This window comes from Bacillus cereus group sp. RP43 (assembly GCF_040459645.1).
In the GTDB taxonomy this organism is placed as follows: domain Bacteria; phylum Bacillota; class Bacilli; order Bacillales; family Bacillaceae_G; genus Bacillus_A; species Bacillus_A mycoides_C.
In genome coordinates, this window is record NZ_JARVHQ010000002.1 from 29,016 (window position 1) to 46,386 (window position 17,371).

Consider the following 17,371-nt stretch of genomic DNA (forward strand, 5'->3'; position numbering starts at 1 on the left):
CTCATCTGTTCATTATGAGGCCATAAGAGAAAAAATCGCCGAAATAAATAATACTGAAGAGGGATTGATGAGGTGACATGAAAATCTTTGAATTTTTGTTTAAGAGCTCCAAGACAAATGTTATTTTTGCCATTATGGCAGGGATTATTAGTGGAGCATGTAGCACTGCTGTGATTGCAATGATTAACTATATTTTGAACCTGGATAATTCAAGAACTTACCAAACAATTTTAGCGTTTGTCGGGCTTTGTTTAATGACGCTTCTGAGCAGCTTGTTATCAGGATATCTTCTCATTCGTCTCGCACAAGGGTCCATTATCCAGTTAAGGTTAGATCTCAGCAAGAGAATTTTATCTACTCCATTGAGAAAGTTGGAAGAACAGGGTGCTCCACGTTTACTGGCTGTTTTGACGGACGATGTAATGTCTATTATGAATGCCATCACGGTGAGTCCTATGCTCATTATTAACCTTGTTATCGTTTTAGGCTGTTTAGGATACATGAGTTATCTTTCGCTTCCTGTCTTGGGGATTGGGCTCGCTTTTATGATGATTGCCTTTCTAACCTATCAACTATTGATGAAATTTGCTAACAAACATTTGCTTAACGCTAGAGAGAAGCAAGATGAGCTATTTGGACATTTTAATGCTTTGACCAGAGGAACAAAGGAATTGAAGACCAACAGTAGGAGAAGGAAAGCTTTTTTTGATAACCAACTAAATCCGACTGTACGGGGATTGTATCAAAGTACTGTCAAAGGAATGACGATTTATACATTTGCTGGGAATTGGGGCCAGCTACTATTCCTTTTCTTTATTGGAATTGTCCTTTTTCTGGGTCCGACAATGAGTATGGTGAATTCTAAGATATTGGTAGGATATACATTGGCAATTTTATACATGATAACCCCACTGGTCACTATCTTGAATATTCTACCGAGCTTTGGAAGAGCCAATATCTCACTGAAAAAGATAGATAGTATTGGGCTGTCTTTAGCTGAGAATGAATTAAATGAAGAAGAATCATATGAAACTCGTTTTCAAAAGCTAGAATTTCAGCAACTTACACATCAATATTATCGGGAAAAAGAGGATCTTAATTTTACACTTTCTATTGATAACCTAGTCTTTAAGCCAGGGGAACTGATTTTTTTAGTAGGTGGAAATGGAAGTGGTAAAACGACTATGGCCAAAATGTTAACAGGATTATACCCTCCAGACAGTGGAGTTATCTTATTAGACGGTAAGGAAATAAATAGCAGTAATTTGGATCAATATCGACAACTATTTTCCATTGTATTCAGTGACTTTTATCTATTCGATAATCTTCTAGGGATTGAAGAGTCCAAACAGGAAGCGGAGGCTAAACAGTATCTGGAACTATTGCAGCTTAACCACAAAGTCAAATTGGAAGATGGGAAATTTTCTACTACGGACTTGTCACAGGGGCAAAGGAAAAGGCTTGCTCTCTTAACTGCTTATTTAGAAGACCGACCTTTTTATGTGTTTGATGAATGGGCAGCAGATCAAGATCCAATCTTTAAAGAGATTTTTTATACCAAGTTACTACCTGATTTAAAAAAGAGAGGGAAAACAGTTCTTGTTATCTCGCATGATGATCAATATTTCCATCTAGCTGAAAGGGTTATAAAAGTGGATTATGGTCGTATTGCTAGTGATATTAGAAGAGTGGAGGTTCCTTCACAAACGAAAGAACTAGTTAGAGAACATTAAAGATAAAATAGAACCTTTAAAGGAGGTGAGAATATGAGTCAAGATAAGCTTCTATACAAAGTAGTTTTTAATCATGAGGAGCAGTATTCCATTTGGCCTGCACACAAGGAGGTACCAGCCGGATGGAATGAAGAGGGAACCATTGGTGAAAAAGAAGAATGCCTTCAACAAATTGATAAAATTTGGACTGATATGAGACCTCTAAGTTTACGACAACAGCTTTCTCTACAGTAAGCTAATGTTAAGAATATGATAGTTGATTATATGGGGGATCATGTATGTTCAAAAAACAGAAAATCATTGTCACTGGAGGGTCTAGGGGAATAGGAAGGGCAACGGTTGAAGCACTGGCGAGAGAAGGTGCGGATGTTGCTTTTACTTATCACAGTAACCACCAGGCAGCGGAAGAAGTGTATGAAGCAACAAAAGGTTGTACAGGAAAAGTTCAAGGGTTTCAGTCTAATGCGAAATCATTAATTGAAACCAAAGAGGCCGTTGCGGAAATGAAAGCATTCTTAGGGGGGATTGACTCATTAGTCATTAATGCAGGAATTGTCAGGGATGCCCCCCTCCTGATGATGAAAGAAGAAGACTGGGATGACGTCATCACGACAAACTTAGGAGGTACGTTTAACTACGCCAAATCTGTAATTTTTGAAATGATGAAACAAAAACGAGGAAAGATTGTCTGTATAACATCTGTTAGCGGGCTTAAAGGGATTCAAGGGCAAACTAATTACGCCTCGTCAAAATCAGCACAGATTGGATTCGTACGCTCTTTATCTAAAGAAGTTGCTAGATATAACATTCTAGTTAATGCTGTGGCGCCTGGATTTGTTGAAACTGATATGTGGTACCACATTGAACAGGCTAAGAGGGAAGAACTACTCAAAGAAATTCCTCTTGGAAGACCAGGAACACTTGAGGAGATTTCAGGCACTATCAAATTTTTGTTATCTCCTGCTGCTGGATACATGACAGGAAGTATCCTAGTTATGGATGGTGGAATTAGTTCGTAACCACTTTTGTAAAAAACGAACATTTTAAACTAAAAAATTGGAGGAATTGTAAATGAAAAACTTAAAAGAAGAATTAAGAACGATTATTGCAGAGGTCATTGAAGAGGAGGATTTCCAAGATACTGATGATTTTGTAATGAATTTAGGAGTCGATAGTATGATGGCTTTGGAAATTATCGCACAAATTGAACAGAACTATCAAATTACAGTAAATGAGGAGTACTTAACAAGAATCCGCTCTCTAGATGCAGTTCATGAACTGGTCGTGCAACTGTTAGAATCACAAGCGAAAGAAGGAGCGACTAATGTCTAAAAAGGTGGTTGTAACGGGTATTGGAGTTATTTCACCAATCGGTTCCACGAAGGATGAGTTTTGGTCTAATCTATGTGAAGGAAAGATTGGAACAAAAGAAAATATTGAGACTTTTAACACAGACAAATTCGATGTGCATATTGGAGGAGAAGTAAAGGATTTTGATCCTTCTCCATTTTTTGAACATCTAGATCCCAAGCAATTTGGACGGACCACACAGTTAGTAGTGGCAGCCGCGAAAATGGCAGTGCAGGATTCGGACATGGATCTCCATTCCTTAGGAGAAGAGACAGCGGTTTGTATTGGTACAACTATAGGGAATAACTCCGTTTTGGAGACACATCATGACATGATGTATCAAGAGAATAAAACAGCTAACCCTGAATTTATTTCTCATTATCCTTTAAATATGATTTCAGCAACAGTAGCAGAAGAACTGGGTTGTGAGGGGTCATGTACTGTCATTCCAACTGCATGTGCAGCTGGAAATTATGCGATTGGTTTTGGGAAAGATTTAATCGAGGATGGTCAAGCAAAAGTGGCCATTGTAGGGGGGGCAGATGCAATATCGAGGGTAATTTACTCGACTTTTCATCGCTTAGGTGCCCTGTCTCAGGAGCCCTCAAGACCTTTTGATAAAAATCGAACTGGAATTAATGTCAGTGAAGGAGCAGGGATACTAGTACTGGAAGATTATGAACATGCAGTGAGTAGAGGGGCAAGAATTTATGCAGAATTGAAAGGTTACGGTCTGGCTTGTGATGCTCACCATCCAACAGCTCCGCATCCGGAAGGAGAAGGAGCTGTTCATGCCATTAAGGAAGCCCTTAGGGATGCACGAATTTCAGAAGAGGATATTTCCTATATTAATGCCCACGGTACTGGGACGAAAGCAAACGACTACACAGAATCAATTGCTATTAGAAGAGTATTCGGTGAAAAAGTTGAAGAGATTCCAGTTAGTTCTATAAAATCGATGCTCGGTCACACAATGGGAGCAGCCAGTGCTATTGAAGCGGCGTGCTGTACATTGGCTATCTATCATTCGGTAATTCCTCCTACTATGAATTTTGAGGAAAGGGATCCAGAATGTTTGCAAAATGTTGTTCCTAATGAAAAAATTTCCATTCCAGTAGATTATGCACTAAGTAATTCTTTCGCGTTTGGAGGAAATATAGCGAATATCATCCTAGGGAGGTGCAGTCATGATTGAAAAAGATCCGATTGTCGTTACGGGGATAGGGACGGTTACGCCCTTTGGTTTTAATGTTAATCAATTTTGGGATATGTTACTTCACGATAAGGGTGGAGAAGTAGAACTACAGAAGATTCGAGAACAAAAAGCATGGATGTTAGGTGATGAGTGGGATCCAAAGGAAATCCTAGGCCAGCGGGGATTACGGTATATGATTCCGGGTACTAAATATCTTTTAGGAGCTACAAAATCGGCCTTAGCGCATGCAAAATTACTTGATTCTATGCCGGATCCAACTGAAGTTGGGATTGTGGTAGGTTGTAACTTTACAGCAATGAATTCAGCTATGGATTATGATCTCATTACGGTTTCAAAGGGACCACGATATGTTAGTCCGATGCAAGCACCTAACGCTCTTATGAATTCACCGGCATCTCAGCTTGGTATCAAGCTAGGGGCAAAAGCTTGCAACACTACTATTTCTACAGGGCAAAATGCAGGACTAGATGCACTAGGTTACGGGATGAATTTGATTAAAAAGAACAGAGCGAACTATGTGATTGTAGGTGGAGTAGAGCATCTAGATGAACATATCATTTGGCTTTATGAACAAACTGGATTGTTTCCTTCCAAATACAGTGATCAGCAGGGGCGACCTTTTTCACCGGATTCACACGGCATAATTGCAAGTGAAGGAGCTGGCGCAGTAATTCTGGAAAGAAAATCAAATGCTTTAGCTAGAGGCGCAGTCATTTGGGGAGAGATAGAGGGATGGGAAAACCGGTTTTCACTCAATCGGAAAAAAGATCATCGCGCACAAACATTTAAGAAAACAATCTCTAAACTCCTTAATAAAGGTTCACTTTCTAAGGAAGAGGTACACTTCATTGTTTCAGGGGCAAATGGATGTAAGGAATTTGACTTAGTTGAAGAAGAAGTGTTGGAAGAAATGTTCGGCCATGAACAGATACCTGTGTATCCTGTCAAACAAAAGATTGGTGAATCTTTTGGAGCAGGTGGAGTACTTCAATTTATAACTGCCCTAGGAATAATGGCGAAACAAAAAATTCCAGAGGGAATGAATGTGAAGGAATTGCAGGCGCAATCTGCGTTTGGTTTGAGAGTTAATAACAACTGTAAACAAACGATGAACAGAGCTCTCCTAACTTCTCAGAATTATTCAGGAGAATTGAGTGTGGTTCTTGTACGTAATGTCTAACCAAGGGGGAAACAATGAATTATATTTTAAACTATGACCAAATTAAAGAACTATTACCGCAAAAATACCCTTTTATCTTTATTGATCAAGTCAAAGAATATGAGACTGGTAAAAAGGTAGTGTGCGTGAAAAATCTAACAGGGAATGAACACTTTTTTCAGGGTCATTTTCCGAATAATTCGATATTTCCGGGTGTTTTAATCATTGAAGCTATGGCTCAATCAGCTATATTACTTTCTAAACTGAGTATGTCTAAAGAAGATGGAGATCAAACTTTTATGTTAGCGGGGGCTAAGAGCCGATTTTTTCATCCGGCCTATCCAGGAGATCAAATCAGGTTTGAAACGGAATTAATTAAGAGTACCAGTAATGGTGGAATTGTGAATTCTTCAGCATGGGTCGGAGAAGTGATGATTGCAAAAGCCGACCTTACATTCTCGATTACCAACCAAGAAAAAATATCTGTCTAAAGGAGGAGTAGTATGAGTTTTGTTAAGATTAAAACTGAATTGCCAGGTCCAAAATCTATTAAAATACTTGAAAAACAGGATTCTGTCGCACGAGCTTTTGGAACGTTCGTTCCCTCGATTGTGGACTACGCAAAGGGATCACGAGTTTGGGATATGGATGGAAATGTATTTTTGGATTTAGCTGGAGGAGTAGGATGCCTAAATGTAGGACACAGCCATCCAAAAGTAGTGGAAGCAATAAAAAGAGAAGCTGAACGCTTTACTCATACGGACTTTACAGTGATTCCCTATGAATCTTATATTAACTTGGCAGATCGATTATGTTCCCTAATGCCGGGTAAGGAAACAAAAAGAGCTGCTTTCTTTAACTCTGGCACAGAAGCTGTGGAAAATGCAATTAAGATTGCCAGAAAGGCTACTGGGAAAAGAGGCATCATTTGTTTTGACGGGGCGTTCCATGGTAGAACGATGCTCGCGCTTTCCCTAACAAGCAAAGTGAAGCCATACAAGGAGAATATGGGGCCTTTTTTCAATGATATTTACCGAATTCCTTTTCCAAATATGTACCGTTGGAATGGAATAAAGAATCCTGAGATAATTTTAGAACAAGCAATTGAAAACCTTCGTAATCTATTTTTAACTCAAATACCTCCAAGCGAAGTGGCAGCTTTAATTATTGAACCGATTCAAGGAGAAGCAGGGTTTATTGTGCCTCCGAACAATTATTTGAAAGCTGTGCAGGAAATTTGTAATGAAAATAACATTATTTTTATTGTCGATGAAGTTCAAACTGGTTATGGACGAACAGGAGAGTTCCTTGCATCGGATTATTTCGGTATTGAGCCTGATATTATTACTTTAGGAAAATCTATTGCAGCTGGCCTTCCTTTATCTGCTGTTATTGGAAGAAAAAGTGTTATGGATAGTGCTGGTGATGGAGCAGTGGGTGGAACATTTGTCGGTAATCCAATTTCATGTGCTGCAGGAATTGCGGTATTGGATATTTACAAAGAAGAGAGACTAGGAGAGAAAGCCCAGCAGATTGGCCTCCAAATTGGGCAGAAAGTACGTGCTTTAAAGGAAAAATCTAAACTAATTGGGGACATCCGGGGAGCTGGAGCAATGCTAGCGTTTGAGCTTGTTAGGGACCATGAGACTTTGGAGCCTGCTGATACTGAGACATTGGAAATTATACAGCGTTGTTTACAAAAAGGTGTCATTCTCTTTAAAGCAGGTCTTTACAACAATGTCATTCGATTTTTAGTACCCCTTGTGATTTCAGAAGAGGAGCTGACGGAGGCCCTAAATATTATTGAAGAGTGTGTAATAGAAGTGACAGAAAAATATGAAACACAAAATCTAGTTGGAGCAGAGAGGTAAGATATGATGATAGAATGCCAAAATTATATAGGTGGAAAATGGTTAAAAGGAACTGGTGGAACAACCTTTGAGAATCACAACCCAGCTACTTGTGAACAAGTATCAAAAACGGAAACTTCCTCGCATGAAGATGTTTTGGATGCAATTGAGCAAGCACAAACTGCTTTTTATAAGTGGAAAAGCATCCCTGCTCCCAAAAGAGGAGAAATTATATTCAAGATTGGAGATGTCATCAAAAATAGAAAACAAAGTCTTGCAGAACTCCTTACAAAGGAGGTTGGAAAGACCAGAATAGAGGCAGAAGGAGAAGTGCAGGAAGCTATTGATATGGCCTATTACATGGCCGGTGAAGGAAGAAGAATGTTTGGTCATACAATTCCATCTGAGCTTCCGAATAAATGGGCCATGTCGGTTCGGGAACCAGTTGGGGTAGTCGGAGCCATAAGTGCTTTCAATTTTCCAGTTGCAGTCCCTTCTTGGAAGATCCTTCCGTCCCTTATTTTAGGGAATACAGTGATTTGGAAACCATCTCCAGAAACATCAGCGATTGCTAATGAATTTGTTCGTTGTTTTGAAGACGGTGGTCTACCTTCGGGTGTGTTGAATCTAATTTTAGGAGACAAAGAAGTGGGGGAAATACTTGTGAAAGACCCTAGGGTTACCCACATTTCATTTACAGGTTCAACAGAAAGCGGTAGAAAGGTTTACGAGCTTGCAGCTAGGAATTTAAAAAGAGTTTCACTTGAACTTGGAGGGAAAAATGCTGTTATCGTGCTGAAAGATGCCAACCTGGACCTTGCCACAGATGGTGTAGTATGGGCGGCATTTGGAACAAGTGGACAACGTTGTACATCAGCAAGCAGAGTAATTGTAGAAGAAGAAGTATATGATAGCTTTATTGAAAAACTTTTAGAAAAGACTAAGAATTTGAATGTTGGAGATGGAAGTGTAGAAGGAGTGAACGTTGGACCGCTAATTAGCGAAAGCGCCGTACAAAAAATGGAAGCATACATTTCCCTGGCAAGGAAAGCTGGTTCACAAATTCTTTGTGGAGGAGAGAGGTACAAAGATAAGGAAGGACATTTCTTTCAGCCTACTATCATTGGGCCTGTAGATCCTCAAAATACACTGGTTACAGAAGAAATTTTCGGTCCCATCCTTTGTGTGATTAAAGCGGAGAATTTTGAACATGCGCTACATATTAATAATTCCAGCAAATATGGGTTGTCAACTGCATTATTTACCCAAAATGTAAATAAGTCATTTAAGGGGATACGTGATGTGGATACAGGGATTGTTTATGTCAACCATGGAACCACAGGCGCCGAAATACAGTTACCATTTGGTGGTACAAAAGATACAGGAAATGGGCTCAGGGAAGCTGGCCAAGCGGCACTAGATGCTTTTAGTGAATGGAAAAGTATATATATAGATTACAGTGACCAACTTCAACGAGCGCAAATAGATACAGATAATCTCTTTAGCGATTTAATTGAAACTAATTAAGGAAAGAAGGGGTGTCATTCTGACACCCCTTTAAAGAAATAATGTTTAGGATAATCGATAGCGCTTACTAAGTAATTTCATTGTTAAACCACTTAGAATTAAAGCTACAGTAACATTAATAGAAATGAACAACAAATTCCACCACAAGTAATTAGAAATATTAAATAGATGGAAATCAAATCCATAGTCCGGAGCGAGTACCGGTGTAAAAAGTAAAACAGTAAGAAATTGCAAACCAGCATAATATATGCTTGAAAGAAAAACAAACGCAAGAGGACCCTTAAAAGAAAATATCTTTTTATTCTGATGAGTGATCTCTGCATGGTCTATTCTTTGAGCTATACTATCTTCTTTTGTAACAGCAGTGTCCATAAAGTGAAGGGCAAAATTCTCTGGTGTACCAAGATCAGCCTGGAAGTCTTCATTACGGATTCTTGCTTCATTAATATGTTCAATAAGCTGGATTTTTGCGTCTTCTCGATAAGATGGATTGACCCCACTTGCTTTTAAGATATCCATTATTTGATTTAGATATTGTTGTTCTTTGTGAGTTAAATCAGATTTCATCTTTTAATTCTACCTCCTTAAGGTCCATGGCATTGTCCGTTAAAAGGGTGTGAATATCGTGCTGAATCTCATACCATTGTTTAATTTCTTGTTTTAAAAACTGAATTCCTTCTTCATTTAATTCATAGTAGATACGTGGGCGCTCATCTATACCAAACTCTTTTGTTACATTAACAAGCTGTTTTTCTTTGATTCGAGTTAGTATAGGATAAATACTTCCTAATCCTTTCAATTTAATATTGTATTTTTCTAGCTCTTTCATGATTTCATAGCCATAACTTCGCTTTTTGTACAAAATACTTAAAACACATATTTCGAGACTGCCTTTAATAATTGTTATTCTATCCATGATTTGATTATATCGAGCGCTTATACTTAAGTCAAATATATATTTCTAAAAAAAATATATTTTTTTGAAAAATATAATTGTTTTGAGTATTATAAAAGGTGTAATATATTTACATAACATTAAATTTTTTGAACGGAGGAAGGGGAAATATGGGTTGGCTTAAACTTTTATTAGAAAGAAAATTGATTGTAGGTTTTTCATTGTTGCTGTTACTTGCGATGAGTCTTGTTTTTATTGATAAGCTTGAAAATCAGTTTTATCCAGAAGTTAATTACGACACAGCTACCATTTCCGCATATGCTCAAAGCATGCCCGCAGTAGACGTGGAGGAGAAGGTAACATATCCAATTGAAGAAAAGTTAGCTGGTCTTGAAGGAATCGCGTCTTATGAATCGACTTCGACTGAAGGATTGAGCTCAATAAAAGTAACATTCCAAGAGAAAAATGGTGATCAAGCCTATGAAAAGTTAAAAGAAGCGATGGGAGAAATTAAAAATGATCTTCCCATTATTGATGAGGTGAAAACGCTTAGGAGTACAACTTCACAGCTTTACGAAATGTTCTTAGATCTTCATGATGGTGAACTTAGTACGATGACTTCTTTCGTTGAAAACACATTAAAGCCAAGACTAGAGTCGTTACGGGAAGTGCGAGAAGTAAGGGTTGTCGGTCAAAATGAAAAAAGAGCTTTGATTGAATTAGATTATGAAAAGTTGAACCAATACGGGATAAAGTTTAGCCAAATTGAAGACATTCTTAACCAACAAAATTCAAATGTTTCCGTTGGGAAAGTTGATGATAGTGGTAATCAGTCTTCTATAAGATGGAATACTAGATTAGACAGCGTGGAAGAAATTAAAAATATTACAATCCCAGCTAATGGAAATTTGGTCCTTCTTTCAGATCTTGCAGATATAAGTATTGTAGAAAGTCGCAATAATCAAGAGTTATGGCGAGATGGCGACAGTAATTATATATGGGTATCCATCGGCCGTACAAATGATGTGACGCAGGCTGAAATGACCAAAGCAGTTCGTGCAGAGTTAGATAAGATAAAAAAAGAGGGCCTTAACAAAGGCTTCACAATGGAAGAAACTATTGTGCAGTCAGATTTTGTAAAAGATTCTATTGGTAGCTTGCAAGACAATGTAGTATATGGAGGAATTTTGGTTGTTATCGTTCTTTTCGCCCTGCTCCGGAACTTTGGTGCAACAGCTATTATTGGTGTATCTATTCCGATAACTGTACTGCTTACTTTTATGTTGATGGCTCTTTTTGACATGAGCATGAACTTAATTAGTATTCTGGCACTTGGTATTGGACTTGGAATGATTGTAGACTCGTCCATCGTTATACTTGAATCTATCTATAAGAAAAAAGAAATGGGCCTTGATGACAGAACTGCTACACTGCAGGGGACAAAAGAGGTGTTTACGCCAGTCTTAGCTTCGACGCTAACGACTATGACAGTCTTCTTACCAATTGGTCTTATTAGCGGTCAGATTGGGGAGTTTGCGAAAGTATTGTCTATCGTCATTGTATTCAGTCAGATCACCTCAGTCATCATATCTTTTACATTTATCCCGGTTTTATCGGAAAAGATGCTTAAGGTGAAAAAGAAGAAAAAGATAGAAAAACCAAACAAAATACTGACTAAATATAATCAGTATATAGATTGGATGTCCAAGAATACACGAAGAAAATTAGGTGTGATGGCTATATTCCTTACAGTTGCAGCAGCTTCTCTCTTGTTATCGTTTGCTGTACCTGCGAGTTTGATTCCGGATTTTTACAATCGACAGGCGGAATTTTATGTGGGACTTGAACAAAACACAACAGTTAAAGATAGAGAGAATGTTGCGAAAGGGATATCAGAATTTTTATCTAAAACACAGGATGTAGAAGCATATAACGTCCGCAAGCTTGATGGAAACCGCATGTATGTTTATGTGAAAATGACGCCTGAAGATAAAGCGACTAAGACACAAGATGAAATCAATGCTATGATTCATGAAAATTTACAAAAAATGTCTAAAGATTACCCAGTCACAGCTTCAGGATCTGTTACTTATCCAATACAGGTTTCCATTAAAGGGAAAGAATTTGATCAAATTGAAAACATAACCGAGAATTTGAGCAAGGAAATCTCTAAAATTGAAGGTGTCCAAGGGATTACTAATACACTCAATAATAGCAAAAAGGAAAATATTGTAACGGTGAAAAGGAACCAATTGATTCAAGATGCTCTCACGCCTTCGGATATTAAGAGTCAATTAGATTTACTTTCTCTCAATAAACAACTTGGTAACATAAAGGGAAAAGAAGGAGTACTACCAATCTATCTATCTTTTGGAGCCAACCTGCAAGATCCTGCTACACTTGAGAAATTGACCATCAATACACCTAGCGGCAATAAACCGTTAAGTAAGTATGTAACATATGATGAGTATACATCTCCTTCTGAAATAAAGCATCAAGATGGGGAACGTACTATTCAAATCCTGGGGGATATTAAAGGGAGAGACTTAGGAGCGGTCAGCAATGAAATTCAAAAAGTCGTCGATCGTTATAAATTAGATCCAGGGTATTCTATTGCTGTAGGTGGTGACATAGAGCAGCAACAAAATACATCTAACGAGATGTATCTCGTTCTACTAATTGCCCTGTTGCTAGTGTTTGCTATTATGTCTATCCAATTTAATAGTCTTATTCATCCGGTTGTCGTGATGTTTGTAATACCATTAACATTAACAGGTGTGTTAATAGGCCTTTTTGTTACAAATACAGAACTGAATCTGTTGTCAGCCATGGGTATGCTTATCTTAATTGGGATTGTAGTAAATAATGGAATCTTGTTAATCGATAGAGTTAAGCAGCTTCGCCTATTACAACAGCCACGCTATGAAGCGATTAAAAGAGCTTGTAAGGAACGTATTCGCCCAATCCTTATTACCTATATCACTACTGTATTTGGGGCAATACCTTTAGCAATTACAACTGGACATGCAGGACAGTATCAAAAGCCAATGGCGATTGCCCTTATCTTTGGCTTATCATTCTCTGTATTAGTGACACTTTTGTTTGTGCCAGTGGTATATGTGCTCTTTGAGGATGCCGCTAATAAGCTGAAACGTATGTTTAAGAAAAAAAATGCTAATCTTGATGAGGATGAGCGATCATCCTTCTAAAAAACACCCACCTTACTTTTGAAAATAAGGTGGGTGTTTTTGATTACATAAGCTAAGAAGTTCTTCATTTCCAATCTTGAACTATTGTTTCGCATAAATTACGGTTAAATTCGCTATAAAATCATACTTAAATAGAAGGAGGATTCTACTCTACAGACCTGGCCATGTTGATAAAATATCAAAAAATAAACTTAGTATTTCACGCTTTTTTGTTATCGGTTTTTCAATATCTCTCCAGAATGAAGCCTTGTAGAATATAAGTAGATGAGTTAGTTATATTTATAACTTCCTTAATTAATGAAATAAAAAGAAATGGGGGACAGGGAATGTTCAAAAAGAAAATGTTGAATGTAGCTATGACAGCAGGTTTATTAGCAGGTGGATTTGTTCCTATGACAGCATATGCTGAAAAATCAGAGGTTGAAATCTATCTTGAGGAAATCGTGAAACTGCAGCCTGATGTGGCTTCTGAACAAGTATTAAAAGAAGCGGAAACATTGGCCGAATCTCAAAATATGAAAGTTGAGGAAGTTCTAAAGGCATATCTTAAAGAAGCGACAAATAATACGATACAAGGACAAAAAGAGACTGAAAAGACAAATGAAAAATCAGATTTCCAAACACTTGGTGGTTCAGGAGGGGTGTATACCATCACCAATAGTACAAAAGGAAATATTTATTACACACCTTCACAAACAGCTTATTTAGACCATGGACATGTTGGGATGTATTACTTGCCGGATACAATTGTTGAATCTGTGCCCTCTACAGGGGTACGGACCATTAAAACATCTAATCGATTAGTCGATGCCGGTGCCGTAATTCAAACTGTCAGTACATCTACTCAGAATAAAGAAAATGCTGTAAATTGGGCTTATAGTGAAGTAGGGGAACCGTATTCCTATAATTTTATGAACAACCGAAATACTGGTCATGATGGAGCAAAAAACTGTTCGAAATTAGTATGGTCTGCCTTCTTGTTAAAAGCAAATATTGATTTAGATAAAGACGGTGGTTTAGGGGTGTACCCACGTGATATTAGAGATTCAAGTTATACGTCCACAATAAAGACATTTTAATGAAATAAACAGTAGAGAGATAGGTAAAACTATTCGCAGTTTTATCTGTCTCTTCATTTTATTTAACTAATTAAAAAGGTTATCAAAGGTGTGATAAGGAGGAGTCCTTTTGAAAAAGGCTATGTTAGTTATAATTGGTGCAGTAAGTGTAATAGTGTTCTTTATCTTTGTTGTAAACCATATGTTTGGGCCAGAGTATGAACGTATGAGTTCCGAAATTAAGAAAGAAGAGTTGGCAGGAGAGTCTATTAAGGATGTATGGTCTGTTGTTTATTTTTCTACCACTGCAGATCAGGATACAGGAAAAGGTGAAGGAACGAGCTACGCAGTCTTTATCGATAAGGACGGTAAGGCAAAGAGTATGAAAATGAAGGGATTGGAGCTTGGAAAAGTAGCTAAAAGTAAGGGGCGAGTTTTCCTAGAGGAAAAAGACAAGATACATATTGTCGGGGAGAGGCATAAGGAATTTAAACTGGAGAAAGAGCAACATACTGGTGAATATTCAGGATACTTGGAAAGTGAGGGAGTATTCTTTAGCATTTTTAATTCTGGATTCACGAAAAACGGTAAGTATAGTTCCGATGTATACTGGGGGAATGAAAAAGGCTTTAAGAATGATAGTATCCCTTACTATATAGATTCATCTAATCTGGTTAACGATCGAATAATAATGGTGACAAGGAATCTGGAAAATACCAAAACTGATGAATATCAATTGATGGAGGGAAAGTTAAGCGACAATACTCTTAAAATCAGCCAACTTACTGAATGGAAACAACCAGAAAATATAATTATGACTACCTCATCAATTGAAGCAGATGAAAACTATTACTACTTAATTATTAGTGACATGAAAGATGAAAAAAACATGGATGTCTCGCTTATGAGAATTGATAAGAATACATTAAAGAGAGAAGTATTTCCATTCATACAATATACTAATGTAGAAGAATTGGGTCCGGAAAGACCATTCAGCAAAAAACCCATGAATATTTTTGAGGGTAGTCTGTATTACATAGATGGACTAGGAGACGTCTATACGTTTGATACTCGAACAACAAAAGTCGAGAAGGCTTTTTCTTTTATTGATACCGACAAGTCCACCAAGTATTTTGATGAACAAATTTATTTTAAGGACGACAAAGTGTATTTTTTTAGATACAATCATTTGAAAAATAAATATATGATACAGTCGTATCATCTTGGTACGGGGAGACAAGAAAAGAATCTAGAAATTAAAGGTTTAGAAAAAATAAAGCAGGACATTAAAACCAAAGGAAAGTATGCTCCTTCATATGATTTTATTATCGTAGATGACCAATAAAAAATGATAAATCTAACTATTTATAACTATTATTTCTATGTATTCCAGATCTCGTTGCATTGGATTTTTATATTCATTATATATCGTTTTATTTTTTAATATCATACACGGTACTTCTTTTTCAATGTGTGTGACTTGTTGGTTCATTTTTTAGCCACTATATGTCACATGAATATATAGAAAAGTAAAAAAATTATGAATTCAAACAAAAATACATAGAAAAAACACACTGTATTTGCTAATATGGGAATATGGTGATTATAAGGAAATATATTGTAATTTGTGTTGAAGGGGGAAAGTGGTGAGAATCCAAAGCAACAAAGTCGACTATGGAAAACTATTATTTTATTTCCGAACGAAAAAAAAAATGACCCAACAAGAACTCTCTGCTGGTATATGCTCAATTCCATACCTTAGTAAAGTTGAAAATTCCAAAATTACTCCTAGTAAAGAAATTCTTGCCTTGCTTTTAAAAAGAGTCAATATTTGTATTGATAATCTGAATTTAGATAAGGAAAATATTATAATTAATTTAGAGAGATGGTATCAAGCAATAATCAAGCGTGAGGAAAGCATAGTTATCGACGAATTAAAAAATACTATTGACTCTAAGATAGATAACGTTTACTTAACAGATATAATTTTTTACTACGATCTTATCAGCCTTCGATACTTCATTCATAAAAAGTGCAAAAAAAATATTGTATCTATAATAGATACGTTACTTAAAAACAAAGATAAGTTAAATAATTACCAAAGAACATATCTAGAATATTTTTTGGGACTCTATCATTGCACTATTAACTACGACTTTCTTCAGGGGATAGAGAATTTTGAAAAGGTTATCCATTTCTTTAATAATCCTGAGAACGAAGATCCCGAATTTTTTTTTCATCTAGCCTTAACTTACACTAACATTTTCAATACTAAGATGGCACTAGTTTATGTGAAAAAATCTTTGACTATATTTAATAATAAATTATTTTTTAATAGGAGTCTTGAATGTCATCTTCTTTTAGGTGTCAATTATGGACGACTTAAGGAATATTCAAAAGCCATTGAAATTTATAATCGAATAATTAATGTAGCAAGTAGTTTAGAATATCGGACCATTTATATTAAAACTCTTCACAATCTTGGATATATCTATAGTAAGTTAAAGAATTACGAGGAATCAATAAGCTATTATACTCAAACTCTAAATTACTTAGATTCTACCTCTGAATCATATTTAAATGTGTTAGTAGAACTCGCTACGGTATTAAAAGAGCATGGACAATTACAGACTGCATTGAAATGGATTAATATTGGTCTTGAACAATCTAGTAAGAACTGTTGGACATCAAACAAAGTTATACAACTAGAAATAATTAAGTATCAAATTGAGAAAACAGATGTTGAATTCATAGAATTTTTAGAAAAAAATGCAATTCCTCGTTTTATCGAAACAAATGATATAAAATTGCTATCACACTTTTATGAAGTTATCGGAAAGGAATCCAAAAAAATACACCAATATAAAAAGAGTAGTTATTATTATGAACTATGCTTTGATTTAAGAAAAAAAATGCATTAGGAGGCATATTTATGAAAAAATTAGTAAGTGGTCTTTTATTATCCACAGTATTTATTTTTAATGTTTTAGTAGGTACATATGATAATATTGATTTTTTTGCAGAAGAACTACCTGATTACGCACAGCAATCAACTACGTACGCAGAAGAACTACCTGACTACGCACAGCAATCAACTACGTACGCAGAAGAACTACCTGACTACGCACAGCAATCAACTACGTACGCAGAAGAACTACCTGACTACGCACAGCAATCAACTACATACGCAGAAGAACTACCTGACTATAAAAACGTTTATTAAAGTACATAAAGCTAAAAAACAAAAAAGGGCTTCTATCTCGAGGTCCTTATATTAAAGTGAAAATAAGATTATTGCTATTCGTTTAAGGGTTCTGGTAAAAATATTTAACAAGGAACAAACTAACAGCAGATTTCTAATGAAATCATACCTT

Annotated in this window: 16 protein-coding genes; 14 read left to right on the forward strand and 2 right to left on the reverse strand. The window is 36.5% G+C overall.

The features are described from left to right. The first annotated feature begins 77 nt into the window (after nucleotides 1-77). Genes QCI75_RS26855 through QCI75_RS26895 form a run of 9 tightly spaced genes read left to right on the forward strand, consistent with a single transcriptional unit; the run spans nucleotide 78 to nucleotide 8,835 of the window. Nucleotides 78-1,733 (forward strand): cyclic peptide export ABC transporter, encoded by a 1,656-nt coding sequence (locus QCI75_RS26855; protein WP_353761602.1) that lies wholly within the window; start codon nucleotides 78-80, stop codon nucleotides 1,731-1,733. A 33-nt stretch (nucleotides 1,734-1,766) separates the two neighbouring features. After that, on the forward strand, nucleotides 1,767-1,967 hold the full coding sequence (locus tag QCI75_RS26860) for an MbtH family protein (protein WP_081143559.1): 201 nt from the start codon (nucleotides 1,767-1,769) through the stop codon (nucleotides 1,965-1,967). 44 nt (nucleotides 1,968-2,011) lie between these two features. Further along, entirely contained in the window at nucleotides 2,012-2,752 is a 741-nt protein-coding gene (locus QCI75_RS26865) for an SDR family oxidoreductase (RefSeq protein ID WP_353761603.1), read from the forward strand. Between the two features lie 52 nt (nucleotides 2,753-2,804). Further along, a complete protein-coding gene (locus QCI75_RS26870; protein ID WP_081143557.1) occupies nucleotides 2,805-3,065 on the forward strand; it encodes an acyl carrier protein in 261 nt (86 codons plus the stop codon). Beyond that, nucleotides 3,058-4,278 carry a beta-ketoacyl-[acyl-carrier-protein] synthase family protein gene (locus tag QCI75_RS26875; RefSeq protein ID WP_060751835.1) on the forward strand — a complete coding sequence of 407 codons (1,221 nt, stop codon included), beginning with the start codon at nucleotides 3,058-3,060 and terminating at the stop codon, nucleotides 4,276-4,278. Before QCI75_RS26870 ends, QCI75_RS26875 begins: the two co-directional genes overlap by 8 nt. Beyond that, a complete protein-coding gene (locus QCI75_RS26880; RefSeq protein ID WP_060751836.1) occupies nucleotides 4,271-5,479 on the forward strand; it encodes a beta-ketoacyl synthase N-terminal-like domain-containing protein in 1,209 nt (402 codons plus the stop codon). The genes QCI75_RS26875 and QCI75_RS26880 overlap by 8 nt, the downstream gene beginning before the upstream one ends. Before the next feature lie 14 nt (nucleotides 5,480-5,493). Then, on the forward strand, nucleotides 5,494-5,949 hold the full coding sequence (gene fabZ / locus QCI75_RS26885; RefSeq protein ID WP_353761604.1) for a 3-hydroxyacyl-ACP dehydratase FabZ: 456 nt from the start codon (nucleotides 5,494-5,496) through the stop codon (nucleotides 5,947-5,949). A gap of 12 nt (nucleotides 5,950-5,961) precedes the next feature. Next, a complete protein-coding gene (gabT, locus tag QCI75_RS26890; RefSeq protein ID WP_353761606.1) occupies nucleotides 5,962-7,329 on the forward strand; it encodes a 4-aminobutyrate--2-oxoglutarate transaminase in 1,368 nt (455 codons plus the stop codon). Nucleotides 7,330-7,335: 6 nt separating this feature from the next. Continuing rightward, on the forward strand, nucleotides 7,336-8,835 hold the full coding sequence (locus tag QCI75_RS26895; RefSeq protein WP_483299484.1) for an aldehyde dehydrogenase family protein: 1,500 nt from the start codon (nucleotides 7,336-7,338) through the stop codon (nucleotides 8,833-8,835). Between the two features lie 45 nt (nucleotides 8,836-8,880). Here the strand turns inward: QCI75_RS26895 and QCI75_RS26900 are convergent, their stop codons facing one another. Both QCI75_RS26900 and QCI75_RS26905 read right to left on the reverse strand, forming a co-directional pair. Next, a complete protein-coding gene (locus QCI75_RS26900; protein WP_353761609.1) occupies nucleotides 8,881-9,402 on the reverse strand; it encodes a hypothetical protein in 522 nt (173 codons plus the stop codon). Next, nucleotides 9,392-9,751 (reverse strand): PadR family transcriptional regulator, encoded by a 360-nt coding sequence (locus tag QCI75_RS26905; RefSeq protein ID WP_060751841.1) that lies wholly within the window; start codon nucleotides 9,749-9,751, stop codon nucleotides 9,392-9,394. Before QCI75_RS26905 ends, QCI75_RS26900 begins: the two co-directional genes overlap by 11 nt. A gap of 149 nt (nucleotides 9,752-9,900) precedes the next feature. Here QCI75_RS26905 and QCI75_RS26910 point away from each other — a divergent pair, with 149 nt between their 5' ends. From QCI75_RS26910 to QCI75_RS26930, 5 genes are all read left to right on the forward strand, one after another. Next, nucleotides 9,901-12,939, forward strand: coding sequence for an efflux RND transporter permease subunit (locus QCI75_RS26910; RefSeq protein ID WP_353761610.1), 3,039 nt, complete (start codon nucleotides 9,901-9,903; stop codon nucleotides 12,937-12,939). A gap of 326 nt (nucleotides 12,940-13,265) precedes the next feature. After that, nucleotides 13,266-14,018 (forward strand): YiiX/YebB-like N1pC/P60 family cysteine hydrolase, encoded by a 753-nt coding sequence (locus tag QCI75_RS26915; protein ID WP_353761612.1) that lies wholly within the window; start codon nucleotides 13,266-13,268, stop codon nucleotides 14,016-14,018. Between the two features lie 109 nt (nucleotides 14,019-14,127). After that, on the forward strand, nucleotides 14,128-15,342 hold the full coding sequence (locus tag QCI75_RS26920) for a hypothetical protein (RefSeq protein WP_353761613.1): 1,215 nt from the start codon (nucleotides 14,128-14,130) through the stop codon (nucleotides 15,340-15,342). Between the two features lie 301 nt (nucleotides 15,343-15,643). After that, nucleotides 15,644-16,918, forward strand: a complete 1,275-nt coding sequence (locus QCI75_RS26925; protein WP_353761615.1) for a tetratricopeptide repeat protein — start codon at nucleotides 15,644-15,646, stop codon at nucleotides 16,916-16,918. 11 nt (nucleotides 16,919-16,929) lie between these two features. After that, nucleotides 16,930-17,220: a hypothetical protein gene (locus QCI75_RS26930; protein ID WP_353761616.1), complete on the forward strand. Its 291-nt coding sequence runs from the start codon at nucleotides 16,930-16,932 to the stop codon at nucleotides 17,218-17,220. Nucleotides 17,221-17,371 lie beyond the last annotated feature (151 nt).